The organism is Edaphobacter flagellatus, assembly GCF_025264665.1.
Lineage (GTDB): Bacteria > Acidobacteriota > Terriglobia > Terriglobales > Acidobacteriaceae > Edaphobacter > Edaphobacter flagellatus.
Genome location: NZ_CP073697.1, coordinates 15,260 through 37,808 on the forward strand (window position 1 = coordinate 15,260; position 22,549 = coordinate 37,808).

Genomic DNA, 22,549 nt, shown 5'->3' on the forward strand with positions numbered 1-22,549 from the left:
CTTTCGCTGCGCCCGGATAGTTCAAGGATTTGAACTATCCGTTCGATTCTTTGAAATCCGATGCTCCGAAAAACACGCGAATAGGGTTCCTCTCTTGGTTTTCCGTCTGGCCCTCCGCATGCTCTATGAACCGGGATGATCACTGTAAAGTGAACAAGAGAACGAATTGAATGCCATACCGCGCTTCACTTGCAAATACCATCATCGTCAACCGCTCCATCATCGGTTCGGTTTATCTCGCTGTTCTGCTGATCTTTTTCGGCGCGCAGATGCTCTTTACGACGTTCCTGACCCTGCCGCCGCGGCCTGTCTTCTTCCTGGTTTCGTTTGCAGTCGGCCTTCGTCTGATTGAGATCGTTTCCGCAAAGCAACTCTTGGCAAAACATGTCTTATCGAGCCGTTGGTTCGCCGCCGCATCGATCAGCTGGACTCTTGCGCTCGCACTTCTTCTGGCTGTGCTGACACGCCAGCCGGATACGCACTACTTCGGGATGCTGATTCTGCCCATTCTGGAGGCGGCAATCTACTTCTCGCTTATGACGACGTTGCTGGTGGCGATGGCGGCCTCCTCACTTTCACTCTTCTGGGTTGCTTACGTCGCACACTTTCGCTCCCCCTTTCCTGCCGGCGAGATCTTGGAAGCGAGTACGCTGGTGCTTGTCTACTTCATCATCGGATGTCTGGTGTGGCTGTTGGTGCACATGCTGCGTGATCGTGAAGAACAGCTTCAGCAGCAGCTCGATGACCTGAACGCGACACGCGGCAAGCTGATTGAGGAGGAGAAGCTTGCCGCAATCGGGCGCCTGGCGAGTGCGGTTGCTCACGAAATCAGAAATCCTGTTGCGATTATTTCCAGTGCGCTTGAAACCTCGGCTTCCACATCGTTGGCTTCCATAGAACGCGAAGAGATGGCACGGATTGCGGGGTTGGAGGCAAAGCGGCTGGAAAAACTGACGACCGACTTTCTCTCCTATGCCAAACCGGGAAGCGCTCCTTTTGAACGGCTTGACGCCGCGACGCTGGTTGGCTATATCGTCTCAATCATGCAGCCGCAAGCCCTTCAGAAGGGCTTGCGAATAGAGGTTGAGACGAACGATCCCGGTTCGATTTACGGCGACGAAGGTCAATTACAACAGATGCTCTTGAATATCATGCGGAACGCAATTGAGGCGTCTCCGCGCAATGGCTGCGTATTGCTGACGGTTGTGCGGGAGCCCAATGAGAATCATCAGATCAGGATCGAGAATGCCGGGCCAGCGATTCCGCCGCACGTTGTGCATCACATCTTCGAACCTTTCTTTACGGCGAAACAAGGCGGCACGGGACTTGGTCTTGCGATCGCTCGGAGCATCGTAGACAGACACTACGGCGAATTGCATCTGGAGCGCAACGAAACAGACCATGTCGTGTTCGCCATTACCCTCCCTTCCAATAGACAAGTGGTGGGTGTGGGTGCAGCACATCCTGGTACGGGGTCTTAGCATGGCACGCATTCTCATCGTCGAAGACGAGCCCAATATGCGGAAGGTGCTCTCCGCCAACCTTCGTCAGGACGGACATATCCTGGTGGAAGCGGCAACGGTCAAAGAGGGGTTGCAGGCGGTCTATGGCAACGATTTCGACGTCGTTCTGCTGGATCAGAAGATGCCCGATGGCGAAGGCTCCGAAGTGCTCAAGGCCGTCCAGCAATCGGAACCCTCGACCGCCGTGGTGATGTTGTCTGCTTACGGCACCGTCGAACTCGCGGTAGAGGCGATGCGCAACGGTGCTTTCGATTTTCTGACCAAGCCGTTCTCCCCGGACAACCTGCGGGCGGTAGTTCATCGCGCCGCGGAACGGGCGTTCTTACACCGTGAGAACTATCTGCTGCGCAACACCGTAGACAGACTTGAGGGACAAACGGAGATTCGCGGCAATAGCCTGCCGATCGTAAAGCTGCGGGAGCTGATCTCACGGGTGGGTCCGACAGGTGCAACAGTCCTGATTACTGGAGAGACCGGTACGGGAAAAGAGTTGGTTGCGCGCGCGATCCACAAAAGCAGTCAGCGAGCGAGCAAGCCGCTCATCAGCGTCAACTGTGCGGCTTTTTCCGAATCCCTTCTCGAGAGCGAACTTTTTGGCCACGAACGAGGCGCGTTTACCGGTGCCGACAGGACGCGTCACGGGCTTTTTGAAGCCGCGCACGAAGGAACGCTGTTTCTGGACGAAGCCGGCGAAATGTCTGCTGCGGCCCAGGCTAAGCTCCTGCGCGTTCTGGCGGAAGGAAAGATCACTCGCGTCGGCTCTACCATTTCGCGAGATGTCGATGTTCGCGTTCTGGCTGCCACGCACCGCGATTTAAGGAAAGAAGTGCAGGAGGGAAACTTCCGGCAGGACCTCTACTATCGGCTTGCCATCGTGCCGATCGCAGTTCCAGCTTTGCGCGATCGAATCGCGGATATTCCTGAGGTTGCACAATATTTGTTACACCAGATCGCCAGCGATCTGAAGACGACAAAGCGCACTCTCCATCCGGATGCCCTACAGCAGCTCATGTCCTATAACTTTCCAGGAAATGTGCGCGAACTGCGTAACCTGCTCGAACGCGCCTGTATTCTGACGAGCAGCCCGGAGATCTTGTGGTTTGATTTGCCGGAGGTACTCCCGGAGGAGGCATTGGCAGAATCCGGCCTTCCGGCATTTAACGGAGCGTCACTCCCGGATGAATTTCACCTGCGCAGCACGCTTGCTTCCTGGGAGCGAAGGATTATCGAGCAAACGCTAGTGAAGACCAACGGATCGAAGACAGAGGCTGCCCGTCGGCTGGGTCTCTCGAAGAGCGATCTCAGCTATAAGCTCTCCAAGTACGGCCTATAGCGGTACTACATCTGTTCAAAAACTTGAATTCGAGTTTGATTTTTCGCCCGCGTTGGAAATAGTCGTATTGCTCATAGCGCGCTATTTCAACGATCTGGACGGAATAAGTTTGGCCTTTCAGTTGCCTTGTTCCTTAGCGGGCACATGAGGCAAACAATCTTATTCCGACAGCGAGCTTCCCTGACCGTCTTCGGTGTTGCGGTTTTCTTGCTTCTTTCACGCAGTCTCTTTGCGCAGAATGCACCATCACGCGACCTCTCTCTTCACGATGCGATTGCCGCCGCCCTGAACCAGCGGCCAGAGCTGCGAGCCGCCACTCAAAACGAAGAGGCAAGCGTTCAGCTACGCCGTCAAGCTGGAATCATTCCAAACCCGAGACTCTTCTATCAATCGGAGAATCTACGGCCTGGAGTGGACTTCACCCAGGGCGTCGATACCTACGCCTACGCAACCGAAGTTCTTGAGGTATCGGGGCGGCGCGGAGCGCGTATCGCAGCGGCAAACAGCTCCGTCAACCACGCTCAACTGATACTGGAGCAACAGAAGCGGTCGATCGAACTGCGTGTCGCCCAGACCTATTGGGACGCGTTGCGACTTCAGTACATACGCACCTTGGCAGAACAAAGCGTCGGATACTATCGCGAAATCCTCGACTATCACCAGAAACGCTTCAACGAAGGCAAGGTGGCCGCGGTCGATCTGCTTCGTGTGCGTCTGGAGGAGGCGCGGGCAGAAGGGAGCGCAGACTCCAGCAGACTGGCCGAGGCACAGGCAAAACAAAGGCTGGCCCGTGAGATGGGACTGCCCGCAGCCGGCAACTGGAAGCTCAGCGAGTCCTTTGACGCGCTCAACCTGCCGAAGGATCCACTTACGCCCGACAACCCTCAGGCCGAGCGCGTTGAAGTGAAGCTGGCTCGACAGGCAATCGACAGTGCCCGCGCGAATCTGATGACGCAGAGAGCCCAGGGGAGGCCCGACGTCGATGCCCTGTTTGGATACAAGCGCACAGCTGGCTTTGACACGATGATTGCTGGCTTTCAGCTGAACCTGCCTATCTTCGACCGGAACCAGGGAGCTACGGCGGCGGCGCGATTCGATGTTGCGGCCAATCAATCTACGCTTGTTGCGGTCCAGCAGCAGAGCGCGAGTGATCTGACGCTGGCTCGCATGTCCTATGACACCTGGAGACAGCAGATTACAGAACGCTATCGACCGCTTCTCGATCAGGCCATCGATATTGCGAATATCTCACGGGCGGCCTATCGCGAAGGGGGCACCGATCTGCTCCGCCTGCTGGACGCCGAACGACTGCGTGTGGATACACAGACCGCGTGGGTAGAGGCGCTAGGCAATTATCACCAAAGCGTCCTTTCTCTGGAATACGCTGAGGGGCTTGAGCCATGAGTCTCGTTTTGAACTCGCAAGGGCAGAACAATATGAAGCAGCAAAGAGCGCAAGATATGTGGATACACTCTGTGAGAGCGACGGCGATACTCGCGGTCCTTACCGTAAGCACAGGTATTTCAACCGGATGTCATAGCCCGTCCGGAAGTAAGAATGACACTCCAGCCAGTGCATCGCCCCAGAATCCGGCGTCCAAAAGCGACGGAGCGGAGATCGTTCTTCCCCTCAAGGAACAGCAGGGGACCATTGCTACCACGACACTTACGCTCCAGAACGCTCCTGACCTATTGCGGTTTCCAGGACGGCTTGTCCTTCCGGATAACGAGAGCTGGCACGTCGGTGTGCTCTCGACAGGCCGAATCGAACGCGTCTATGCCAATCTTGGCGACTATGTCCGCAAGGGGGAAGTGCTCGCGCGCATGCATAGCCATGACGTCCATGACGCCCGGGCAACATACGACATCGCTGTCGCGGAAAGGAGCCGTCTGCAGTCGGCGGAATCCCTGGCACAGATTAATTACGATCGCATGCAGCGGCTCTATGCGCTACGCGCTGCTTCGATTGAACAAACGGAACAGGCACGACAGGAGTTGGTCAACGCAAAAACGGCCCTCGAGAATGGACAGACCGATGTCGTCCGCAGTAAGACTCATCTGGAAGAGAACCTTGGCATCCCCGCCGATCTGCCAGCCGGGGCAGACAGTGAAACCGCCGAACTGATCCCGATCGTTGCACCGGCGAGCGGATATGTTCTACAGAAGAATGCGACTCCCGGCACAACCGTGGCACCGGCCACCGACATTTTCGTTCTCGGCAACCCGAAGCATTTGTGGATGCTCGCATCAGTCGGCCAAGAACACCTGGGTCAGTTGAAAGTGGGTCAGAGTGCATGGGTCACGCTTTCAGGTATTCCAGGACAACGATTTGCTGGACGGATCAGCAATCTCGGTCAAGAGTTTGACCCGACAACTCGCCGTCTTCAGGTTCGCATTGATCTCCAACAGCCTTCGGAGATCCTACGCCCTGAGATGCTGGCAACAGCAGAGATCGCGGTGGGCGAAACACATCCGCTCATCCTGATTGCGCCAGAGGCCGTCCAGCAGGTGAACGGCCAGGATGTCGTCTTCGTTCGCAAAGCAGCCGACCGCTTCACCGTGCGTCCAGTACGCGTTGGAGGTTCCGTGAACGGCAAGGTCGTCGTCGTGGAAGGCGTTCGTGCCGGCGAAGAGATCGTAACTCAGGGAAGCTTTCTCTTGAAATCGCAACTCCTCAAAGCTTCCATGCAGGGAGACTGATCGACCATGTTCGCTAAAGTTCTAATGTTCTCGCTTGCGCATCGCTGGGCCGTACTCCTCGGCGTTCTTGTGCTGATCGCGGCGGGTGGCTGGGTCGTCGATACCATTCCCGTCGATGCTTTCCCGGACCTGACCAACAATCAGGTCGTCATTGTGACCGATGCGCCGTCGATGCCTCCTACGGAAGTCGAGCAGCTCGTCACCATCCCCATCGAGCGGACCTTGATGGGGATGCCGAAACAGCAGGAGGTCCGCTCGCTCTCCAAACTTGGCCTCTCGATGGTGACGATCGTTTTCGACGACGACGTGCCTACTTATTTCGCACGCCAGCTTGTCAATGAGCGCCTGCAACAGGTGACAACTTCGCTTCCCGCCGGAATCCAGCCCATACTGAGCCCACCATCCACGGCGTTTGGCGAGCTGTACCAGTACACCCTGACGGGAGGCGGACTCTCCCCGATGGATTTGAAGGATGTCCAGGAGTGGGAGATCAAACCGCAGCTGCGAACCATTCCCGGCGTTAGTGACGTGAATACCTGGGGTGGCGAGACGAAGCAGTTTCAGATCAAGGTCGACCCCGATCTTCTACAGCAGTATGGGCTCACGCTCAAAGATGTTGCCATGCGCGTTGCGGAGAACAACACCAACTTTGGCGGCGGCTACATCGAGCACGCGTATGAACAGTACACCCTGCGCGGTCTCGGACGAACCTCCAGCGTCGACGAGATCGGAAATATCGTTCTGCTCGCCAACCAAGGAACACCGGTTGTACTGCATGATGTCGCGCAGGTGATGATCGGCTCGGCTCCTCGCCAGGGAGCTGTACTCCGCAACGGTGAGGCCATTTCGGGCATGGTCATCATGTTGAAGGGTGAAAACGGAAAGCATGTTATCGAACTGGTGAAGCAAAAGATCGCCGGCCTGCATCTTCCCCCTGGGGTTACGCTCAAGCCTTTCTACGATCAATCGACAGTTATCGATGGAACCATTCATACGGTTGAGCACAACCTCTTTGAAGGCTTCATCCTGGTCACGGTGGTGTTGCTGCTCTTTCTCGGCAGCTTTCGCGCTGCTCTGGTAACAGCTTCCATCATTCCTCTCTCCCTCCTCTTCAGTTTTCTTGGGATGAAGCTCTTTGGCATCAGCGCCAACCTGATGAGCCTGGGCGCGATCGACTTCGGCATGATCGTCGACGGGGCCGTGGTCATGATCGAGAACTCAGTCCATCGCATGCAGGAACACGGAGAAGAGGAAACGCCGATGGCCTCGATTGCCACCGCGGGCCTTGAGGTTGCCCGGCCCATGGCGTTTGGTGTTGGCATCATCATCGCCGTCTATCTTCCAATCCTCTTCCTGGAAGGGCTGGAAGGACGCATGTTCCGTCCCATGGCCATTACAGTTTGCACCGCGCTGCTCGGCTCTTTGCTGCTGGCCCTCACCGTCATTCCCGTGCTGAGCTCCTTCGTCTTCCGTAAGGGCCTTCGCCGGAAGAAAAATGAGACGAGCCAGCACTGGATGGACAAATTGGGTGATTGTTACATCGCGGGCTTGTCTTACGTGATTCGGCATCGCATCGCCGTGATCGCGGCTATGGCTGTCGTCATGATCGCCTCGCTGACATCGTTGATGTACATAGGCACGGAGTTCATGCCCCGTCTCGATGAAGGCTCCATCCTGGTGGAGACACGTAAGCTTCCCGGTATCTCTCTCACGGACTCCATCGAGATCTCAAAGCGGGTAGAGAAAACCCTGAGGTCCTTCCCGGAGATCCAGGACGTAACCACGAAAATCGGCCGCCCCGACTTTGCCACCGAAGCAATGGGCCTCAACGAAGGCGATGTCTATGTTGCCCTGGCCCCATCTGAAACGTGGAAAAGGTTTCACTCCAAGGAAGAGCTCATCGACGCCATGGACAAAGCGCTAGCGCAGATTCCAGGGATCAGCTACGACTTTACTCAACCCATGGCCATGCGGCTCGATGAGACCGTATCCGGCGTAAAAGCGGATCTGGCCGTCAAGATATTTGGGGACGACTTCCAGCAACTCGACTCGCTCGCACAACAGGTGCTCCGTCAAGTCAATGCAGTACGCGGAGCAGCCGATGCCCAGATGGAGATCAACTCCGGCGTCGCGGAACTGACTGTAAAGACCCGCAGAGATGCGCTGGCGCACTATGGATTGAATGTTGCCGATGTACAGCAGACAGTGGAAGCAGGCGCATCGGGAGCTGTGGTCTCCGAGGTGATCGACGGGCAGCGCCGCTACACCATCGCTCTGCGGCTACCCGACCGCTATCGTTCCGACCTCGCATCAATGCGTGACATTCCATTGCACGCTCCCGGAGGAGAGGTCGTAACGCTCGGTCAGGTTGCGGATGTCGAGGTAACGCGCGGAGCCGAAAAGATCAACCGCGAGGCGGGCCAACGGCGCATCGTCGTTATGTCCAATGTGCGGGGCCGCGACCTTGGCAGCTTTGTTGCGGAAGTCCAGCAGAAGGTAACCAGCCGCGTGAAGCTGCCTGCCGGTTACACCATTACCTATGGTGGCCAGTTTGAGAACCAGCAGCGAGCCATGCGCCGGCTTCTGCTGGTGGTCCCGCTCGCGCTCGCAATCGTATGTGGTCTGCTCTATCTGACCTTCCACTCCATCAAACAGGCCATGCTGATCCTAATCAACGTACCGTTTGCACTCGTGGGTGGTATTGCCGCTTTATGGATATTTCATCTCAACCTGAACCTCTCCGCATCGGTGGGCTTCATCGCACTGCTCGGGGTCGCGGTACTTAACGGAGTGGTGCTGGTCAGTTCCATCAACCAGTTGAGGGATGCGGGGGAGTCATTGCATCATGCGGTACTTCAAGGATCGAAACGCCGTTTGAGACCAGTATTGATGACAGCCCTTGTGGCCAGTCTTGGTTTTGTCCCTATGGCAATTTCCACCTCGACTGGGGCTGAAGTGCAACGGCCGTTGGCGACAGTCGTGATCGGCGGTCTTATGAGTTCGACCTTGCTCACATTGTTCCTGCTGCCGACGTTTTACGAGTGGTTCGATAGGGCACCTACATCTCAAGTTTCGGCGCGGAATACAGATCGGATGGCCGTATGATCCGCATCTGTAGGCCCGCGAATGTTATCGGTGGGAATTGCGCCTTTTAGCGGAAAGCGATTGTTCTGCACGCGACTCGTTGGAGCATTGGTGTCTAGCACCCATTGATTTGTGGGGGCTATTGGCGCTGATCGAGAGGGATATCAACAGAGAGATGAGGTTTAGAACGTGAGGCAAATGGAAGCAATACGGGTGCAACAGCTTCAGCCATAAGGGTGGGGAAACCTCTAATATGCCCCACCCTTCTTTTGTTGATGGGGCCAGAGATGTCGGACGACGTGACCATCTACGACCTGAAATGCGTCATTGCGGTGGCGCAGGAAGGAAGCGAAAGCCGCGCGGCCACGCGTCTGCATACAACTCAGCCTGGGGTGAGCCGCACGATCCATGATGTTGAAACCGCCGTAGGCGTGAGGCTCTTTTACACATGGCATGGAGGCTCGCGCTTGACCGATGCCGGAAAAGCATTCGTTGAGGAGATTCTTCACTCCATCGATCAATATGAACGCGCAGTGCATCGAGCGCAGAATGTGGCGAACCGTCAGGCTGGTCTCCTCCAGATCGCGTATTCGTCGTTCCTCTGCCCGGAGTTGCTGACGATTGTCTCGGACCTTCATTTCGAGCGGCCCAATGATCCCGTTCTGAGGATGACCAGTCTGCATACGGTTGGAATTATCCGCGGCGTGTTGGAGGGCCAGTATCAGGCCGGGATCGGCTACCTTCCCATCAACTACTCCGAACTCGAAACCAGAGAACTGCTGGATGAGGACCTGATGATGTGCATTCCGGCGCGGCACCGCCTCTTTCGTCTCGACAGCATTTCTCCACAAGACCTCGACCGCGAGCCTCTGATCGGCGTATCGGAACTCGCGCTGCCCGAATTCCATAAGGAGATTGATGCTTACTTTGAAGTTCTCGGCATCGAGCTGAACGTCATTGCGCAGCCCTTCACGTTCCATGAAGCGATCCACATGGCAGCCGCAGACCGGGGCATTGCAATGGTGAGCAGCGGCTGGTCGCACCTTACGAAGGATGGCATCGCCTTCCGGCCTCTGGCGGACAAGCTGCTGACCATGAAGAGTGGCGTCATCGTGCGGCGGGACAGCCGCACGGATGCCATTAACGACTTTCAGAACCTGCTCTGGATGAAAACGGAGCAGCTCAGGAAAGAGCGCCAAAAGACGACGCTCAACCCTCGTCATCGTTCCACCTGAATGCAGGCGTGAAATGGAAACTGACCGATCGGAGGATAAAAATGCGTAAACCCATCTTACTTAACTTGGCCATTCTCGTTATGCTCACAGGCTGCAGCAATGAGAAGAAACCGAACGCCGCCAACTTCACGAATGCGATCAATCAGTATCTTGCGAAGCATGGCCAGGAATGCACCTTCTTCGCCCAGACGTTTCCTATTGATGTTCCCGCATCCGAATTGAAGGCCCAGTCAGGCACTGCGCCGCAGATGGCCGCTCTCGAACGGGCGGGGCTGGTGCGCGGCAGCGACACGACAGCAGTCATTCACGGCATGATGGGCGCACTGGGCCCATCGGCGCCACGCGCCGTGAGGCGTTATGAGCTGACAGATATGGGGAAGAAATACTTCCAGATGAAACCCGGTGTCCTGGGGCAAAGCAGCGCCTTCTGCTATGGCCAGGAGCAGGTTGACTCCATCGTGAAGTGGGACGAGCCGACCGCACAGGGTGGAGCATCCTCGACAGAAGTAACCTATACTTACAAATTCCAGCAACTCGCTGATTGGGCAAAGCAGCCGGATGTTGAACAGGTATTTCCGGCTATCAAATCAACGCTTGATCAGGTCGGAAGCAATCAGGTGGTTGAGCTTCATCGTACAAACAAAGGTTGGGAAGCCGGATCTTGAGGGTAAAGGTGCTGGCGAGATCGGCGGGCCACATTATCTTCTCTGCTCATCCAAACAGGTTGAATTACGCTCTCAGGATGCTCCGCGATCCGGGTCGGTCGGCATCGGAATCAGCAGTTAGATCGAGGATAGTTTTCACTCGACGCTCCCCTGCCTCACGATCGATGTGGACGATGCGATGAATGGATGAGCGAATCTCTGCCTCGGCTTCAGCCGGAAACAGGGACGAAGTACCGCGCATCAGCAGGGTGCGCAGCCGGAGCAACGCGCCTTTGGCGCTGCTGGCGTGGATGGTGGCCAGCGCTCCCCGGTGTCCGCTGTTCATAGCGTCCAGCAGAGTGCGGGCTTCAGTTCCACGTATCTCACCGAGAATGATCCGGTTCGGGTGATGTCGCAGGTCCGCGCGCAGCACATCGTCAAAGGTGACAGGTTTCCGGTGCGTATCGGTCTGGGCCTCTTCCGCGACTACATGCGGTTTGCGGATATGCAGCTCCGCAGTATCCTCGATGATGAGGATGCGTTCTTCTTCCGGGATCGCATCCGCCAAAACATTGAGCAAGGTCGTTTTACCGGTCCCTGTTCCACCCGATATAAGCATGTTATCGCCGCGGCGCACGGCGCTGGCGAGAACTTCCGCCTGTTCCTCCGTCAGCATCCTCCGCTCGATCAAATCCTTCATGGTGAAGTTTTTGGAAGTGAATTTTCGGACGGTCAGCAATGGCTGAGGATGAACGACCGGAGGAATGATTGCGGCCAGGCGGCTTCCGTCCGGCAGGCGCAGGTTCATGATGGGCGAGTCGGCGTCCAGCTTCTTGCCGAAACGATTGGCGATCACTTCGAGGCCGGCGAGCAGAGCGCCATCTTCAAAATGGATCTCCGGGCAGCGTTGAAGGCGTCCATCCACTTCGATCCAGGCGGAGCCATCCGGGTTCACCATGATCTCGGAGATGGTGGTGCTCATCAGTAGATTCTCGATTGGTTTCAGGAATGGAATAATGACATCAAAACTCATCTTTGGTGTTCCTTTCGCGGTTTCCCAATGGGTAGGTGTAACGGCTTATGCAGTCATCTTTCGGGGATCAAATCCGATACGCTCCTGGTCAAACCAGGTCATGGTGACGGGCAGGAAGTCCGGCTTGAGATAGCAGTAGGTCGGCGGCAGCGGAGTGACGCCATCGAAAGCAACCACGACAGCCTGTGCGTTTTGGAGATCGAAGAAGACCTTTTCCTCGAAGAGCGGCTCCTTGTGTTTCTGGTACTGTTTGGAGGCAGAGACGGAGCCTTTGCTGGACGATGTGCGGCCAGAGAGCCAGCCGACATTGGCGTTGGTCGAGGACTCGGAGACGGTGTAGCTGATCCGTGTACGGTCTGCTTTGCCGCACAGTTCCGAGGCGTAGCGGGCTGTCTCGGGATCGGAGGTCGTAAGAAACACTTTGCTACGAAATGCTTGCAGCAGGGTCTTTACGCCTTCATTGGGGAGCGCGTCTTTCAGGCTGGCGATGCTCTGCGTGGCAACGATAGGAATGCACCTGGGCTGGCGCGAGATCGACAAAAATCTCTCATCTCCACTTGGATTGTCGCCTCCAACCGTGGCGAAGTTCTGGTACTCGTCACAGAGAAATACGGTCGGGCGCCAGTGCTTCTCCGGTTCCGCATCCATTTTTGGTATACGCAGTAACACCGCCCGCTGATAGTCAATCTTCATGAGCGTGCCGATGGTCTTGGCGAGCGCAGGGTTCAGAGCAACGGGAAAGTTCAGGCCGACGACCGTACCCATCTCGATCATTTGCTCGAACGGCGGCAGGACGCGGCCTCTGGGATCGCCGACGCAGGGCTTGCCCTCGTAGAGTTCCTTCGGCGGGCAGAAGACGCGGCGTACTTGTGGATCGGTCTCGAACAAGGAGAGAAAGACCACGATGCCCTGGATGATCGAGGTCTTGACTTCGGAGCGGAAGAACTTCCAGTGCTCCCAATACCAGTACCGGACGCTGTCGAAGCGGTCATAGTGTTCCAGAGAGTATGGCTTCCGGGTATAAATGAAGAACTCGGTGCTCGTCTCCTGAATCAGCAACCGTTCCAGTTCCTCGGTCCACACGGCGAGATACTGCTTCGCATCCTTATTCCACTCGAAGCCGAGCGGAGACAGGAACGGTTCATGTTTCCGGTAATCGCGTCTTCCGATGCCGATGTATTGTGTCCGGCTGAAGCGCGACCCAACTTCGATCAGCATCTCTTCCAGGTGTCCGGCACTGATGACGGTGCGGAAGAGATCGACCAGCGTAAGGTATCCGTCGCGGACGCGGTGGAGCAGGATCACGTACCGGACAAGGTCTGTGTAGGACTGCTGCCAGAAAGGTTCCTTGCCTTTCCCCCAGATGCTCGTGATGATGGAGGCGATATTGAATGCCTGTGCGTAGGGATCGAGGGAGTTGTTCAGCGGGTTATAGCGAATGTCGCCGTCGAGCGAGACCTCGACATAATCCTGTTCCCGTCCGCACCACTTCAGGATGCGCCGAAGCTGGCGGCAGAGATCGCCTTTGACCTCCAGCACGACACCGGAGAGTTTCCGTTCTGGATCGTTAGCTTTGTACGAGAACAACTGCCGCATCGCCGGAAGGACCAGGGCCGCGGTCTTACCCGATCCCGTCGCGCCCACGATGCAGGTCCCGGTATACAGACCGCGTTCGGGGATGGTGAGCCACTGCGGAGCCGGGCTGGGTCTGGGGACAAGCTGCCGGTGCAGCTCTCCGACGACCAGGGACAGGTCCTGTCTGGATCGCGGATCGGAATACGGTGGGAGCGCTCCGGCAACCTGCTCCGACTCTCTCCTATATATGTGAATGTAGGTGAGTGAGAAAAAAGTGGAGAGGATCAGGAACGGTGTGCTGTAGAGAAACAGATCGTAGCTCCAGACGAGAGTGCGAAAGATCGGAGGTTGCTTCAAGGCGATCAGGCGCAGCATTGGATTCATGATGTTGATGGGGTAGAGACTACTCAGGGCTATACCGCAGGCCGCGCTCAAACCGAACGAGAGCAGGACGCGATATTCAATCACCGAATGGGTGAGTCGCTGTAGATGCACGCGGATATTCATAGAAAGAATGCCTCCTTCAAACGTGGGCTGTAGTGCTGTTGAGAGGTGGCTCTACCTTTGACCCGGACTCCACCGCCGATTTCGGGTGCGCCTGTGTCGCCTTTGAACTGCCAGCAGGCCGCACTGTACTGGCAGTAAGACCGGCTTTGTACTTCTGGAAGTCCTCTTCCTGTGTGAGAGCGAAGCGCAACAGTTCATTGACCAGGTACTTGCGATCGTTGTCCGACCATGTAGCCAGCAGGTCGAGGTCTTGCGAAATGGTGTCTTCGATATTGGTCTTGAGCAGGACCAGATTGACCCGGCTCGCTCCGTGTTCGATTTTGAATTTGCTCATCGGTGTTTCCTCTCTGGCCTCTGTCGCGGCCTGCATTGGTACTTACTTCGGTTCAACTCAGGTACTGATTCAGGTCTTGTTCCGGTACTCGATTTGGTCTGAGCCAGTACCAGTTCTGGACCGAATCAGGTACTGGATCGAGTCCAGAGTTGGTCCATGTCAGTGCCGGGGGCGGAGCGACGAGCGCGCCGAAGGCGACGCGGCAATCCGGCAGGATGGCGTCGCTCCCGCCCCCGGCATACACCTCACCGTGACCCCATCTATCCGCGTAACTCGTTCTATCCGCATGACTACGTCTCCATCGCAGGGGTCTCCTGCGGGGTCTGCTGGTGGGTCTCGTTGCCTTCTTCGGATTGACCGTCCTGTCGCAGTGTGTAGATGGGATAGCTGTACGGAAGCACGGTCGTTGTGAAGGTCAGGCGCAGCGCGGTCTGCTGAAACCGCTCACGGATCTTTGCCGTGTTGGTGGCGCCAGTCTTCCACGCGGCATAGAGCGCCCGGTGTTCGAGCGTGGTGTACAGAGACTCCCCTTCGCGCAGGAGCTGAAGCTCCGAGGTCAGGACTCCGCCGCCTTCGGCCTCGAAGAACTGCCTAGCTCGCAGGAATTTCAGGAAGTGATCGACACCTAGCGGCGTGAGCGGAGTCACGCCGCGCATCCTGTCGGCGGGAAAGCAGCGTTCAAACGCGGCCTTTGCTCGCCGCACATTGGCTTCCGTGTCGGCCAAGTAGATGAGCTCGGAGGCGCCGAGGGCGCTAAACAGCGGCTGGCACTGTTCGAGGAAACGCTCGAACCGGGAGTCGCTCACCTGACCTTCATCGAAGAAGGTGAAGCACGGAACACCGATGCGGGAGATCAGGATGGGAAACCCATCGGAAAAATAGAGCGGCCTGCCCACATAGCTCTGCGGCAACAATTCCAGCTTCACGCCGCACTGCGTGGTGAAGAAATCGACCTTGGCCGCTTCCGTAAAGAGGATGTCCGCGGCGAGATGGTCGAGGACGAAGTCGAGGACCATGAGCCGGGACTTGATGTAGGCGTCGCTCTTGATGCGCCGATGCTGCGATCCGGCAAGGCCGAGAGCGGCATAGACCGGCTTGGCCGTCAGGTGATAGATGTGCCGCTTCTGCCCACACTCGATGACCTGGACATGCCGGTGGCGATGGGCTTTCGTGAGAAAGCGAGTCGCCATCCTGCCGCCTTCCCGCTGCGTGAAGCGGTGGTACTGGCGGCGGAGGAAGTAGCCGGAATGCACGGCGACCAGATACAGGAACGAGGCTTCGCGTCCGACATACCCGACTGTTTCGAGGGATTGAATGGGGTCGTAGTCCATCGTTACAGCTCCAGAATGTTTTCCATGAGGTGCGAATCATCCTCGATCTTTGCGGTCAGAGAGGAACGGTCAGCGGCAGAAGCATAGTTGCGGAAACCTGCCTGCGCTTTCGAGCGCAGATGGCCACGGTGGTAGGCGGCAGTGAGGACTTCGATGTCTTCGTGCCCGGTACGCGATCCTTGATCCTGATCGAGGCTTGGGTCCTGACCGGCCTCGCGGGGAAGGTCGTACTCGATCCGCGCGTCGGGGATCTGGATGCCACCGTTCACGAATGGCAGATCAAACTGCTTGGCGACCTGTTCCTTGATCTCGGCCATCCCGCGCGCGGGATTGGCCTTGCGCTCCCGGTAGATCGCCTTCTGCACGTCGGCCTTGATCTCGTAGTCGAGTTTCACGCGCAGGTTCGTGCCGCCTTTGCCCTCGATGCTCTCCGCCTCTTTCCGGTATGCACGGTAAATCTGCGAGTCGTGTTCGACCTCGCGCGGCTTGACGAGACCCGCATATACCTTCTGGTCTTTGGGGAGGTCGCCATCCTTAATAAGGAGGCTGCGGCCTTCTTTGGTGAGCGTGACCACTTCGACGCGCTCGATGCTGCGCCGCCTTCCGTCTCGGCGCAGGTTGACATGCGCGGTTTCGATGAGCCCCTTGCCTCGGAGATAGCGGAGATCGTTTTCGAGCGTGCCGGACTTGCCGCGATAAAGCGACTCGCGGAGGTCCGCGGTGCGGACGACGCGGAAGCGCCCGGCTTCGCGGAGGAGTAGCTTTTCTTCAGGTCGCAGCTCCAGCCCGACGATGTTTGTGGCAGAGCGCGACGGACGGCGCGGGTCGCCTGAAGGGACAGGACGGCGGCGCTCGCGCGGCACGTCCTGGGCCGGGGCTTTCTCTCTGCGAGGAGCACGAGGGCGGTCCCCGCGAGGGGCAGCCCTCCGGTCGTCGGGCTGCTTCAGCCGATGCCGCAAAGGATTTTCCGGCACTGTGCGCTTAGGTGTCCGCGTATCATTGGGCGAACTGTCGCTCTCATCGCGGCGGCGCGGCAGGTCCTGGGGGATATCGAGTCTCATGGCTGTGCCTCCCCGTCGTCGCCTTGCTCCGGTGAAAATTCAATAGAGGTTTGCGAGGTCGCTGAATCCGCGGCGTCCGGGATTTTCTGGCCGACGACGCGACGCACGTCGTAGTCGGCCAGCCGCGTAAAGCGGTTCATCTCTTTTTCCGCTGCCTCGCGCATCTGGCGCACTTTGGCGATGAGGTCGGGCGTGCGCTCCATATACTGGTCTTCGTTCAACATGGCTATCGCTCCTCCTCGTCTCCGAACTGCGCAAGAATTTCGCCGGACAGCTCGCTCTGCCCGGTATGGATCTCCTGGTCGAGATGGCGAAGTTTGCGCCCTGTGTCGCGCAGGAAGAACTTGCGCTCGATCCATATGGTGAGGCCGAGCAGGTTGGCGAAGAGCAGAGCGCAATAAAGCGCGATGCTCTTGAGGTACTGGTGCAGGATGAGGCTGCGCCACGGCGTGAGGAACTGCATCTCGCGTGTCAACCAGAAGCCGAGCGCGAGGAAGATCAGGGTGGCTACAAAGACGGCATTGGCGATCATGGATTCCTTTCCTCCACGCGCGTGAAACATGCGCAGGGAAAAAAACAAAAGAGGCAGAGAGGCGATGACCTCTCTGCCGAGAGCACGGTGGCACTAGCCGTCGTAGTTTTCAATTACGCCGACAGGAGGAATGTCTAGCTTGCGGACACGCGAGGCATGGACTTCATAGACCGGCTGGTTCAGATTCACCTCGGCATAGTGGTGAATGATCAACCGGCCTTTGATCTCGACGTAGTCCCCTTGCTTCATCTCGCGCAGCGAGGCGCAGAAACCAGCGCCGGGACAGATCACACGAAACCAGCCGCCGTGGGAAAGCCATTCGTTGGCTGGTCGCCACCAGACGCCATCATCCATGCAGACCGTGAGGACGAGGTAGGGGTCTTTATCGGTGCGTTTCATCGGAGGAACCTCGGCATCTCTGCCGAGGAACCCGCGAAGTTTTACTGTGTTCCTGAAGAGGCTCATGGCTGAACCTCCCTGTTGCCGTCATCGGAGTCGCCGTAATCGACCAATGCTTCTGGCCGATCCAGTCTCTGAAGGCGGACGGCATGGACGGCATAGGTCGAGTGCTTCACCGGAAAGCGTTCGCCGGCAACGACTACGCCACGCTCCTGCTCCAGAGCGCGCAACTCACCTTCGACTTCCAGGTAGTCGCCGCGCCTCATGCCACGCACCATGCCGCAGAAGAACGGGCCTGGGCAGATGATGCGATGGAAGTCGGTGCGCGGTATCCACTCGTTGTTGCCGAGATCCCATCTGCCGGAGACGGTCGCCAGCAGCAGAACTGCGAAGGAATCTTCGGTGATTCCGTGTGAGGGTGGCGCATCTGCGTTTTTGCCGAGGAATCCGCGTAAGAGGACGTTATTGGCAAAGAGAGTCAGCATGTCACACCTCCCTTAGGGAGGACAACGCCGCTTACGCGGCGTCATCCTCCGTGATGGGATCGGCGTCGAGGTTCTCCCCCTTGGCCGGTGATGCGAGCTTCTTCACGGTGTTGGCGCGCACTTCCTTGTCGCGGAAGGTGACCTTGACCTTGTTCTTGCCCTGCCCGACTTCCTTCTCGTACTCGGTCGAGCGCAGTTCGCCTTCGACTTCCACGTAGTCGCCCTTTTTGAGGCCCTTCGCGTAGTCAGCGGGCTTGCCGAAGGCGACGATGCGGTGCCATTCGGTGTGGTTCACCCACTCCTTCTTCTGCTGGTCCTTGTAGCCGGACTTGGTGGCGAGCGACAGAACGACGACTGTCTTCTGGCTGCGGGTGACGAAGGTCTCGGCGTCCTTGCCCAGGTAACCTTTGACTGTGACGGTGTTGGTATAGAGTGCCATTGGAATTTCTCCTGTTTGGATTTGCCCTGTTCTTACTCGGGACACTCCTGCGCGAAGCGACGTGAGTGTGCCCCGCTCCCAAGGCCAAGCGGCGCATTTTCGGAAGGTTCGGGAAATCTTTTCGTCCGCGTTCTGTGCGGAGATTTGCCGAAAAGATTTTCTGAAAGCCGAAAAAGCAGAGCCGCGCAGTTGCCGCAGGGCGCGGGATAAGCACCGAGCGAGTGACCGAGTGAGACATGGGAAAATCCGGGAGAGATGGCAGTCTACGGAAACATCCGTCTGAAGGTGTCTGGACAGGGATGCATAAGATTCGCAACCTGCACGCCGGAGTCCTCGTGCTGTCGCGCCTCCGATTCGGCGTTGATCAGCGGGGAGTGGGTGAACCACGCTCGGCAGCCTTCCGCATCGTTGCCTGCCTGCTGACGTTGTGAGGGCCTGCTCCTGGGCGACCACCTGGAAGGCGAAGCTGCGCGTTCCGGGTATGGGGTGGATGCGGGCTGGGTGAAGGTCAAGGTTTTCTCTCCTCCGCAAGGAAAGCGCCAACACCGTGGAGGAGCGGAGGCTCATGGCTCCCTCCTCGCGCCATGCTCACGGAGGATTGCATCGACCGCGGCAATGCGCTCCCCGATCCAGCGCATGACCGGCACAGCCATCGAATTGCCGAGCGCCTTGTAACGGGGGCCATCGGCTGCCAGCTTGCCGCGGTACTCGACCAGCGTGTAATCGTCCGGGAATCCCTGCAAGCGCTCGCACTCGCGCGGCGTCAGCCTACGCACGGCCATCTGCGGCGTCATCACGCCATCGACTCGCCCGCCTTCGCCGCCTCGCTGAAGGGTTCCAGCCATGTCGGTCGATGCGGTGAGTTCTCCAGACCAGGCGACGGGCTGCTCCTGAAGCACAGCGGTCGTCGAGCTGTTCTCAATGCTGCCGGGAGCGCGGGTACGAAGACTCCCCGCGACTTCGGTCGATGAGGCGGCGCTTGCCGTGCCATCGTTTCCGTGAAGGGTGAACGCGACGGTAGCCGCGTTGCGTCCGGTTGCGTTCTGGCTTGTTCCAAGCGAGTGCATCACATCGCCGGCCAAAACGTCACCAGACTGGTTCTGCGAAAATGCGATGGCTACCTGCCCGCCGCCATTCGAGTGACTTCGATCGTGTCCCATGCCGCGGAGAGTCGGTGCAATATCGCTGGCATCGGCGCCGGAGTCCTTAGCAGAGAAGGCGACATAGCATTGCTGTTTCGCGCCTGGCTGCGCCGCCAGCGCGCCGACTGTCTTTCCGTCTCCGCCGTGCAACCGCACCTCGTCACGGCTGTTCTGCGCAAAGGCGACTGCCTGAGCGCCACCACTCTCTAAGGTGTGAGCAATGTCCTCGGAGAAGCCACTGCCGTTGGACTGGGTATGTGCGGTGCAGATGGCGACAGGCACCACGGGCGTTCCGCGCCCGGTGCCGTCCTCGCTCGCGTCGAAGCCATCGGCGGAGAGCGCATGAGCGATCAGCGTCTCGCTTTCAAAATCCTGCCTGCCCATGCCGCCAGCGTTCAGACAATGGGATATGTCGTTGGTGGAAGCGAGAACGCCAGCACCTAGTTGATTGCGGACGAAGCCATCTTTGCATCCGGTATCGATGGTTGGGGCTGTGTCTGTGAGGCGACCGCCAGCAGGGCCGACTTCAACGCCTCCGGCAGATCCTTGCCGCGCTTCTCGGCGCGGCGGAGGATACCCCGACAGGCCCGCGAACTCAAGAAATACTGCTGCGGGACCTCTCCAGTCTCCAAGATGTCCGACAACGAAGACGCGACGGCGTCGCTGGGGTACTCCGAAATAGCGAGCGTCCAGTATTCGGTAGGCGATCCCATACCCGAGTTGGACCAGGAGCCCGAGGAAGGCTCCAAACGTGCGTCCGTCGTCAATCGACAGGACACCGGGGACGTTCTCCCACACCAGCCAAGCGGGCCGGAGGCGATCAGCAAGTCGAGCAAACTCGATGGTGAGGTTGCCACGCGGGTCATCCAGTCCCGCTCGCTTACCGGCGACGGAGAAAGACTGGCAAGGTGTTCCTCCGGCCAGAAGGTCGATTGCTCCCACATTGTTTTTACCTATCTTTGTAAAATCACCCGCATTGATCACGTCGCCATCGGCAGGCAAAGCAACGATGTTGCGAATGGCTGCCGCGCGACGCTTCGCTTCTTTCCGATCCAGCGCGTCATGTGGGCTGGGCATATAAACAGGCCGCGATGCGCGGTAGCGCGAGCGCAGCAGCCAGCAGCAGAAAGGATCGATCTCGGCGAACATGGCAGGCTGCCAGCCGAGTGATTCCCATGCGACCGAGACCGCTTCAATGCCGGAGCAGACAGAGAGATATCTCATGGCTGCTCCTCCTGCCGGAGGAGCGGAGCATCCTCGCGGATGCGACGTTCGGACATGGTGACGTACTCGGGATTGAGTTCGATGCCGAGGTAATGGCGGCCAAGTCGCAGCGCGACGAGGCCCGTCGTACCGGCTCCGTTGAATGGATCGAGAACCGTGCAAGGTAGGATTTCTGCCGAGCACGAGCAGGAGGGTTTCCAGCCAATGGTCGCGGTCGTGACGACCGGGCCGAGGCGGATGTCGTAGTCACCGCTCTCCGCCTGGACGCTGCCGGTGAACTTGCCCGAGGGCGCATGGCCTGCTTTCCCGCTACCGGACTGGAAGGTGTGCGTGCGTTCGGTGATCCGTCTCCACGGAGCGCCGCAGCGCGCACAGCATCCGTGCTCGCTGGTGCCAGCGAGGATGCACGGTTCAACCAGCTTCGTTGGGAACGTAGCGAAGTGCGCTTCCGAGAATGCCTCCACCGCAATGGTCCAGACCGACCGCTTATTGCGGCGCGATACGGCGGTCACCTTCGCCAGTCCAGCCTTCGTCCGCATGTGGACATCGCCGTTCTCGTATGCAGTCGTGTCCTTATGGGTGAGATTGCCGGGCGTGTCGCCCACGGCAATCTCACTGATCGCCTCGGCGTCGTAGTAGTACGAACTGCTTCTGGTAAGCAGGAATAGGTACTCGTGACTCTTCGTGGGCCGGTCGGTCACGCTTTCGGGCAGCGGATTCGGTTTGTGCCAGATGATGTCGGAGCGCAGCCACCATCCATCGGAGCGCAGAGCGCAGGCCAGCATCCACGGAATCCCGACCAGGTCCTTTGGCTTGAGTCGCAGCTCATCGAATGCCTGATGGAACGATGGCCTTGCATTCATGTGGAAGCCGTTCGTCCAGCCATTGGTGTCGGCGCTGGACCGACGGCCCTGCTTCTTGGCGTTGGCGTCTCCCCAATATCCGGCGTAGGTGTCGCCGAGATTGAGCCAGCAGGTCCCATCGCTTCGGAGAACGCGCCGGACTTCGCGGAAGACCTCGACCAGCTTCAGCACATACTCTTCCGGCGTCGGCTCCTGTCCGATCTGCCCTTCGACGCCATAGTCCCGCAATCCCCAATAAGGCGGCGATGTAACGACGCAATGCGCGTATCCGTCCGGCAACTCGCGCAGACGTGTCAGCACATCGCCCTGGAGGATGCGGAAGCTCATGCCGATTCCTCCACTTCTGCGAACAGCTCTGAAAATAATGGGAGCGGTGATTCCAGCTCATATCGCAGGCCGCGCCAGCGAGAAGCTGAGTTGACCGTCTCGATTCGGTCGGCAAGGACAACACCTCGCCCGGCCTTGGTGGCGGGCTGATAGCTGCCTGTCCATCTGCCGTCGAGACCGATGTTGCGAGCGACGTTGGTGCTGTCTGCGCTGGCGAATGGGAAAGAGGCAAACACATAAGGGTCGAGCATGCGCAGGCCATGTAGCCTGGCGCGTGGGCGGCCCTGTCCGTCACAGAACACGGTCATCGCTTCCGCCATGCGTCTCCACCAAGCGGTCGTGCCGATCTGTGCGAACATGCCGGAGCTTCCAATGGCGATGCGCTGGAATCCCCACGCGATCAACCGCTCGATGCGGTCGAGCGATTCATGCAGGTGCCATACGGGTACGCCGTATGGCGACCATGCCGAGGAAGAGACCAGCGCATCGTTCGCCGCTTCGATTCCGTCGATCACATCGGGAATGAGGAACCAGTCAAAGCCTGGATGCTGCTGCCACTGCTTCACCCATTCGTAGAAAGCGGTCCAGTCAACGATTGGTTTCCCGGTGCGCCATGCTGAGAAGGCGCCATTGTCGAGCGCGAACGACTGGCAGGCATCCGCGACCAGTTCGATCTGCTGAGGATGAGCGAATGAGACCATCGTGTGTCGGCGCATGAGGATCTGCGCGGCGGCGGCTTCGGGTGTGATGGGAATGCCGTGGTAGTGGATCATGCAACC

The 22,549-nt window shown here is 58.3% G+C and carries 21 protein-coding genes; 8 read left to right on the plus strand and 13 right to left on the minus strand.

What is annotated here, in order from left to right; genetic code table 11:
• Positions 1 to 170: 170 nt before the first annotated feature.
• The 7 genes from KFE13_RS00080 to KFE13_RS00110 all read left to right on the plus strand — a co-directional run bounded on the left by KFE13_RS00080 (position 171) and on the right by KFE13_RS00110 (position 10,539).
• On the plus strand, positions 171 to 1,481 hold the full coding sequence (locus tag KFE13_RS00080; RefSeq protein ID WP_260705097.1) for a sensor histidine kinase: 1,311 nt from the start codon (positions 171 to 173) through the stop codon (positions 1,479 to 1,481).
• Position 1,482: 1 nt separating this feature from the next.
• Positions 1,483 to 2,856, plus strand: coding sequence for a sigma-54-dependent transcriptional regulator (locus tag KFE13_RS00085; RefSeq protein ID WP_260705098.1), 1,374 nt, complete (start codon positions 1,483 to 1,485; stop codon positions 2,854 to 2,856).
• A gap of 207 nt (positions 2,857 to 3,063) precedes the next feature.
• Positions 3,064 to 4,260: a TolC family protein gene (locus KFE13_RS00090; RefSeq protein WP_260705099.1), complete on the plus strand. Its 1,197-nt coding sequence runs from the start codon at positions 3,064 to 3,066 to the stop codon at positions 4,258 to 4,260.
• Positions 4,261 to 4,316: 56 nt separating this feature from the next.
• A complete protein-coding gene (locus KFE13_RS00095; protein WP_260705100.1) occupies positions 4,317 to 5,555 on the plus strand; it encodes an efflux RND transporter periplasmic adaptor subunit in 1,239 nt (412 codons plus the stop codon).
• A 6-nt stretch (positions 5,556 to 5,561) separates the two neighbouring features.
• Complete coding sequence (locus KFE13_RS00100) at positions 5,562 to 8,660, plus strand: efflux RND transporter permease subunit (RefSeq protein WP_260705101.1); 3,099 nt, start codon at positions 5,562 to 5,564, stop codon at positions 8,658 to 8,660.
• 266 nt (positions 8,661 to 8,926) lie between these two features.
• Positions 8,927 to 9,874, plus strand: coding sequence for a LysR family transcriptional regulator (locus tag KFE13_RS00105; RefSeq protein WP_260705102.1), 948 nt, complete (start codon positions 8,927 to 8,929; stop codon positions 9,872 to 9,874).
• 8 nt (positions 9,875 to 9,882) lie between these two features.
• Positions 9,883 to 10,539 (plus strand): hypothetical protein, encoded by a 657-nt coding sequence (locus KFE13_RS00110; protein WP_260705103.1) that lies wholly within the window; start codon positions 9,883 to 9,885, stop codon positions 10,537 to 10,539.
• A gap of 64 nt (positions 10,540 to 10,603) precedes the next feature.
• Here the strand turns inward: KFE13_RS00110 and KFE13_RS00115 are convergent, their stop codons facing one another.
• The 10 genes from KFE13_RS00115 to KFE13_RS00160 all read right to left on the minus strand — a co-directional run bounded on the left by KFE13_RS00115 (position 10,604) and on the right by KFE13_RS00160 (position 18,214).
• Entirely contained in the window at positions 10,604 to 11,500 is an 897-nt protein-coding gene (locus KFE13_RS00115) for an ATPase, T2SS/T4P/T4SS family (protein ID WP_260705104.1), read from the minus strand.
• Positions 11,501 to 11,596: 96 nt separating this feature from the next.
• Positions 11,597 to 13,633, minus strand: coding sequence for a type IV secretory system conjugative DNA transfer family protein (locus tag KFE13_RS00120; protein WP_260705105.1), 2,037 nt, complete (start codon positions 13,631 to 13,633; stop codon positions 11,597 to 11,599).
• Positions 13,634 to 13,649: 16 nt separating this feature from the next.
• Positions 13,650 to 13,967, minus strand: coding sequence for a hypothetical protein (locus tag KFE13_RS00125; RefSeq protein WP_260705106.1), 318 nt, complete (start codon positions 13,965 to 13,967; stop codon positions 13,650 to 13,652).
• A gap of 290 nt (positions 13,968 to 14,257) precedes the next feature.
• Positions 14,258 to 15,298, minus strand: coding sequence for a hypothetical protein (locus KFE13_RS00130; protein WP_260705107.1), 1,041 nt, complete (start codon positions 15,296 to 15,298; stop codon positions 14,258 to 14,260).
• Between the two features lie 2 nt (positions 15,299 to 15,300).
• Positions 15,301 to 16,359 carry a hypothetical protein gene (locus tag KFE13_RS00135; protein WP_260705108.1) on the minus strand — a complete coding sequence of 353 codons (1,059 nt, stop codon included), beginning with the start codon at positions 16,357 to 16,359 and terminating at the stop codon, positions 15,301 to 15,303.
• The gene (locus KFE13_RS00140; protein WP_260705109.1) at positions 16,356 to 16,583 is read right to left on the minus strand and encodes a hypothetical protein; all 228 of its coding nucleotides are present in this window, start codon (positions 16,581 to 16,583) and stop codon (positions 16,356 to 16,358) included. Before KFE13_RS00140 ends, KFE13_RS00135 begins: the two co-directional genes overlap by 4 nt.
• A gap of 2 nt (positions 16,584 to 16,585) precedes the next feature.
• On the minus strand, positions 16,586 to 16,891 hold the full coding sequence (locus tag KFE13_RS00145; protein ID WP_260705110.1) for a hypothetical protein: 306 nt from the start codon (positions 16,889 to 16,891) through the stop codon (positions 16,586 to 16,588).
• Between the two features lie 93 nt (positions 16,892 to 16,984).
• Positions 16,985 to 17,356, minus strand: a complete 372-nt coding sequence (locus KFE13_RS00150; protein WP_260705111.1) for a single-stranded DNA-binding protein — start codon at positions 17,354 to 17,356, stop codon at positions 16,985 to 16,987.
• Entirely contained in the window at positions 17,353 to 17,775 is a 423-nt protein-coding gene (locus KFE13_RS00155; RefSeq protein WP_260705112.1) for a single-stranded DNA-binding protein, read from the minus strand. The genes KFE13_RS00150 and KFE13_RS00155 overlap by 4 nt, the downstream gene beginning before the upstream one ends.
• Positions 17,776 to 17,806: 31 nt before the next feature.
• Positions 17,807 to 18,214, minus strand: coding sequence for a single-stranded DNA-binding protein (locus KFE13_RS00160; protein WP_260705113.1), 408 nt, complete (start codon positions 18,212 to 18,214; stop codon positions 17,807 to 17,809).
• Between the two features lie 299 nt (positions 18,215 to 18,513).
• On the opposite strand from KFE13_RS00160, the gene KFE13_RS00165 reads away from it, so the two are divergent.
• Positions 18,514 to 18,645, plus strand: a complete 132-nt coding sequence (locus KFE13_RS00165; protein WP_260705114.1) for a hypothetical protein — start codon at positions 18,514 to 18,516, stop codon at positions 18,643 to 18,645.
• 132 nt (positions 18,646 to 18,777) lie between these two features.
• On the opposite strand, the gene dcm is transcribed toward KFE13_RS00165, so the two are convergent.
• Genes dcm through KFE13_RS00180 form a run of 3 tightly spaced genes read right to left on the minus strand, consistent with a single transcriptional unit; the run spans position 18,778 to position 22,543 of the window.
• The gene (gene dcm / locus KFE13_RS00170; RefSeq protein ID WP_260705115.1) at positions 18,778 to 20,580 is read right to left on the minus strand and encodes a DNA cytosine methyltransferase; all 1,803 of its coding nucleotides are present in this window, start codon (positions 20,578 to 20,580) and stop codon (positions 18,778 to 18,780) included.
• A complete protein-coding gene (locus KFE13_RS00175) occupies positions 20,577 to 21,770 on the minus strand; it encodes a DNA-methyltransferase (RefSeq protein ID WP_260705116.1) in 1,194 nt (397 codons plus the stop codon). Before KFE13_RS00175 ends, dcm begins: the two co-directional genes overlap by 4 nt.
• A complete protein-coding gene (locus KFE13_RS00180; RefSeq protein WP_260705117.1) occupies positions 21,767 to 22,543 on the minus strand; it encodes a hypothetical protein in 777 nt (258 codons plus the stop codon). The genes KFE13_RS00175 and KFE13_RS00180 overlap by 4 nt, the downstream gene beginning before the upstream one ends.
• Positions 22,544 to 22,549 lie beyond the last annotated feature (6 nt).

Excerpts from the sequence above, each read along its gene's own strand:
- KFE13_RS00080 (WP_260705097.1), top strand. The coding sequence starts at position 171 with ATGCCATACCGCGCTTCACTTGCAAATACCATCATCGTCAACCGCTCC.
- KFE13_RS00085 (WP_260705098.1), top strand. The coding sequence starts at position 1,483 with ATGGCACGCATTCTCATCGTCGAAGACGAGCCCAATATGCGGAAGGTG.
- KFE13_RS00095 (WP_260705100.1), top strand. The coding sequence starts at position 4,317 with ATGTGGATACACTCTGTGAGAGCGACGGCGATACTCGCGGTCCTTACC.
- KFE13_RS00100 (WP_260705101.1), top strand. The coding sequence starts at position 5,562 with ATGTTCGCTAAAGTTCTAATGTTCTCGCTTGCGCATCGCTGGGCCGTA.
- KFE13_RS00105 (WP_260705102.1), top strand. The coding sequence starts at position 8,927 with ATGTCGGACGACGTGACCATCTACGACCTGAAATGCGTCATTGCGGTG.
- KFE13_RS00115 (WP_260705104.1), bottom strand. The coding sequence starts at position 11,500 with ATGAGCACCACCATCTCCGAGATCATGGTGAACCCGGATGGCTCCGCC.
- KFE13_RS00120 (WP_260705105.1), bottom strand. The coding sequence starts at position 13,633 with ATGAATATCCGCGTGCATCTACAGCGACTCACCCATTCGGTGATTGAA.
- KFE13_RS00125 (WP_260705106.1), bottom strand. The coding sequence starts at position 13,967 with ATGAGCAAATTCAAAATCGAACACGGAGCGAGCCGGGTCAATCTGGTC.
- KFE13_RS00130 (WP_260705107.1), bottom strand. The coding sequence starts at position 15,298 with ATGGACTACGACCCCATTCAATCCCTCGAAACAGTCGGGTATGTCGGA.
- KFE13_RS00135 (WP_260705108.1), bottom strand. The coding sequence starts at position 16,359 with ATGAGACTCGATATCCCCCAGGACCTGCCGCGCCGCCGCGATGAGAGC.
- KFE13_RS00140 (WP_260705109.1), bottom strand. The coding sequence starts at position 16,583 with ATGTTGAACGAAGACCAGTATATGGAGCGCACGCCCGACCTCATCGCC.
- KFE13_RS00145 (WP_260705110.1), bottom strand. The coding sequence starts at position 16,891 with ATGATCGCCAATGCCGTCTTTGTAGCCACCCTGATCTTCCTCGCGCTC.
- KFE13_RS00150 (WP_260705111.1), bottom strand. The coding sequence starts at position 17,356 with ATGAGCCTCTTCAGGAACACAGTAAAACTTCGCGGGTTCCTCGGCAGA.
- KFE13_RS00155 (WP_260705112.1), bottom strand. The coding sequence starts at position 17,775 with ATGCTGACTCTCTTTGCCAATAACGTCCTCTTACGCGGATTCCTCGGC.
- KFE13_RS00160 (WP_260705113.1), bottom strand. The coding sequence starts at position 18,214 with ATGGCACTCTATACCAACACCGTCACAGTCAAAGGTTACCTGGGCAAG.
- KFE13_RS00165 (WP_260705114.1), top strand. The coding sequence starts at position 18,514 with ATGCATAAGATTCGCAACCTGCACGCCGGAGTCCTCGTGCTGTCGCGC.
- dcm (WP_260705115.1), bottom strand. The coding sequence starts at position 20,580 with ATGAGATATCTCTCTGTCTGCTCCGGCATTGAAGCGGTCTCGGTCGCA.
- KFE13_RS00175 (WP_260705116.1), bottom strand. The coding sequence starts at position 21,770 with ATGAGCTTCCGCATCCTCCAGGGCGATGTGCTGACACGTCTGCGCGAG.
- KFE13_RS00180 (WP_260705117.1), bottom strand. The coding sequence starts at position 22,543 with ATGATCCACTACCACGGCATTCCCATCACACCCGAAGCCGCCGCCGCG.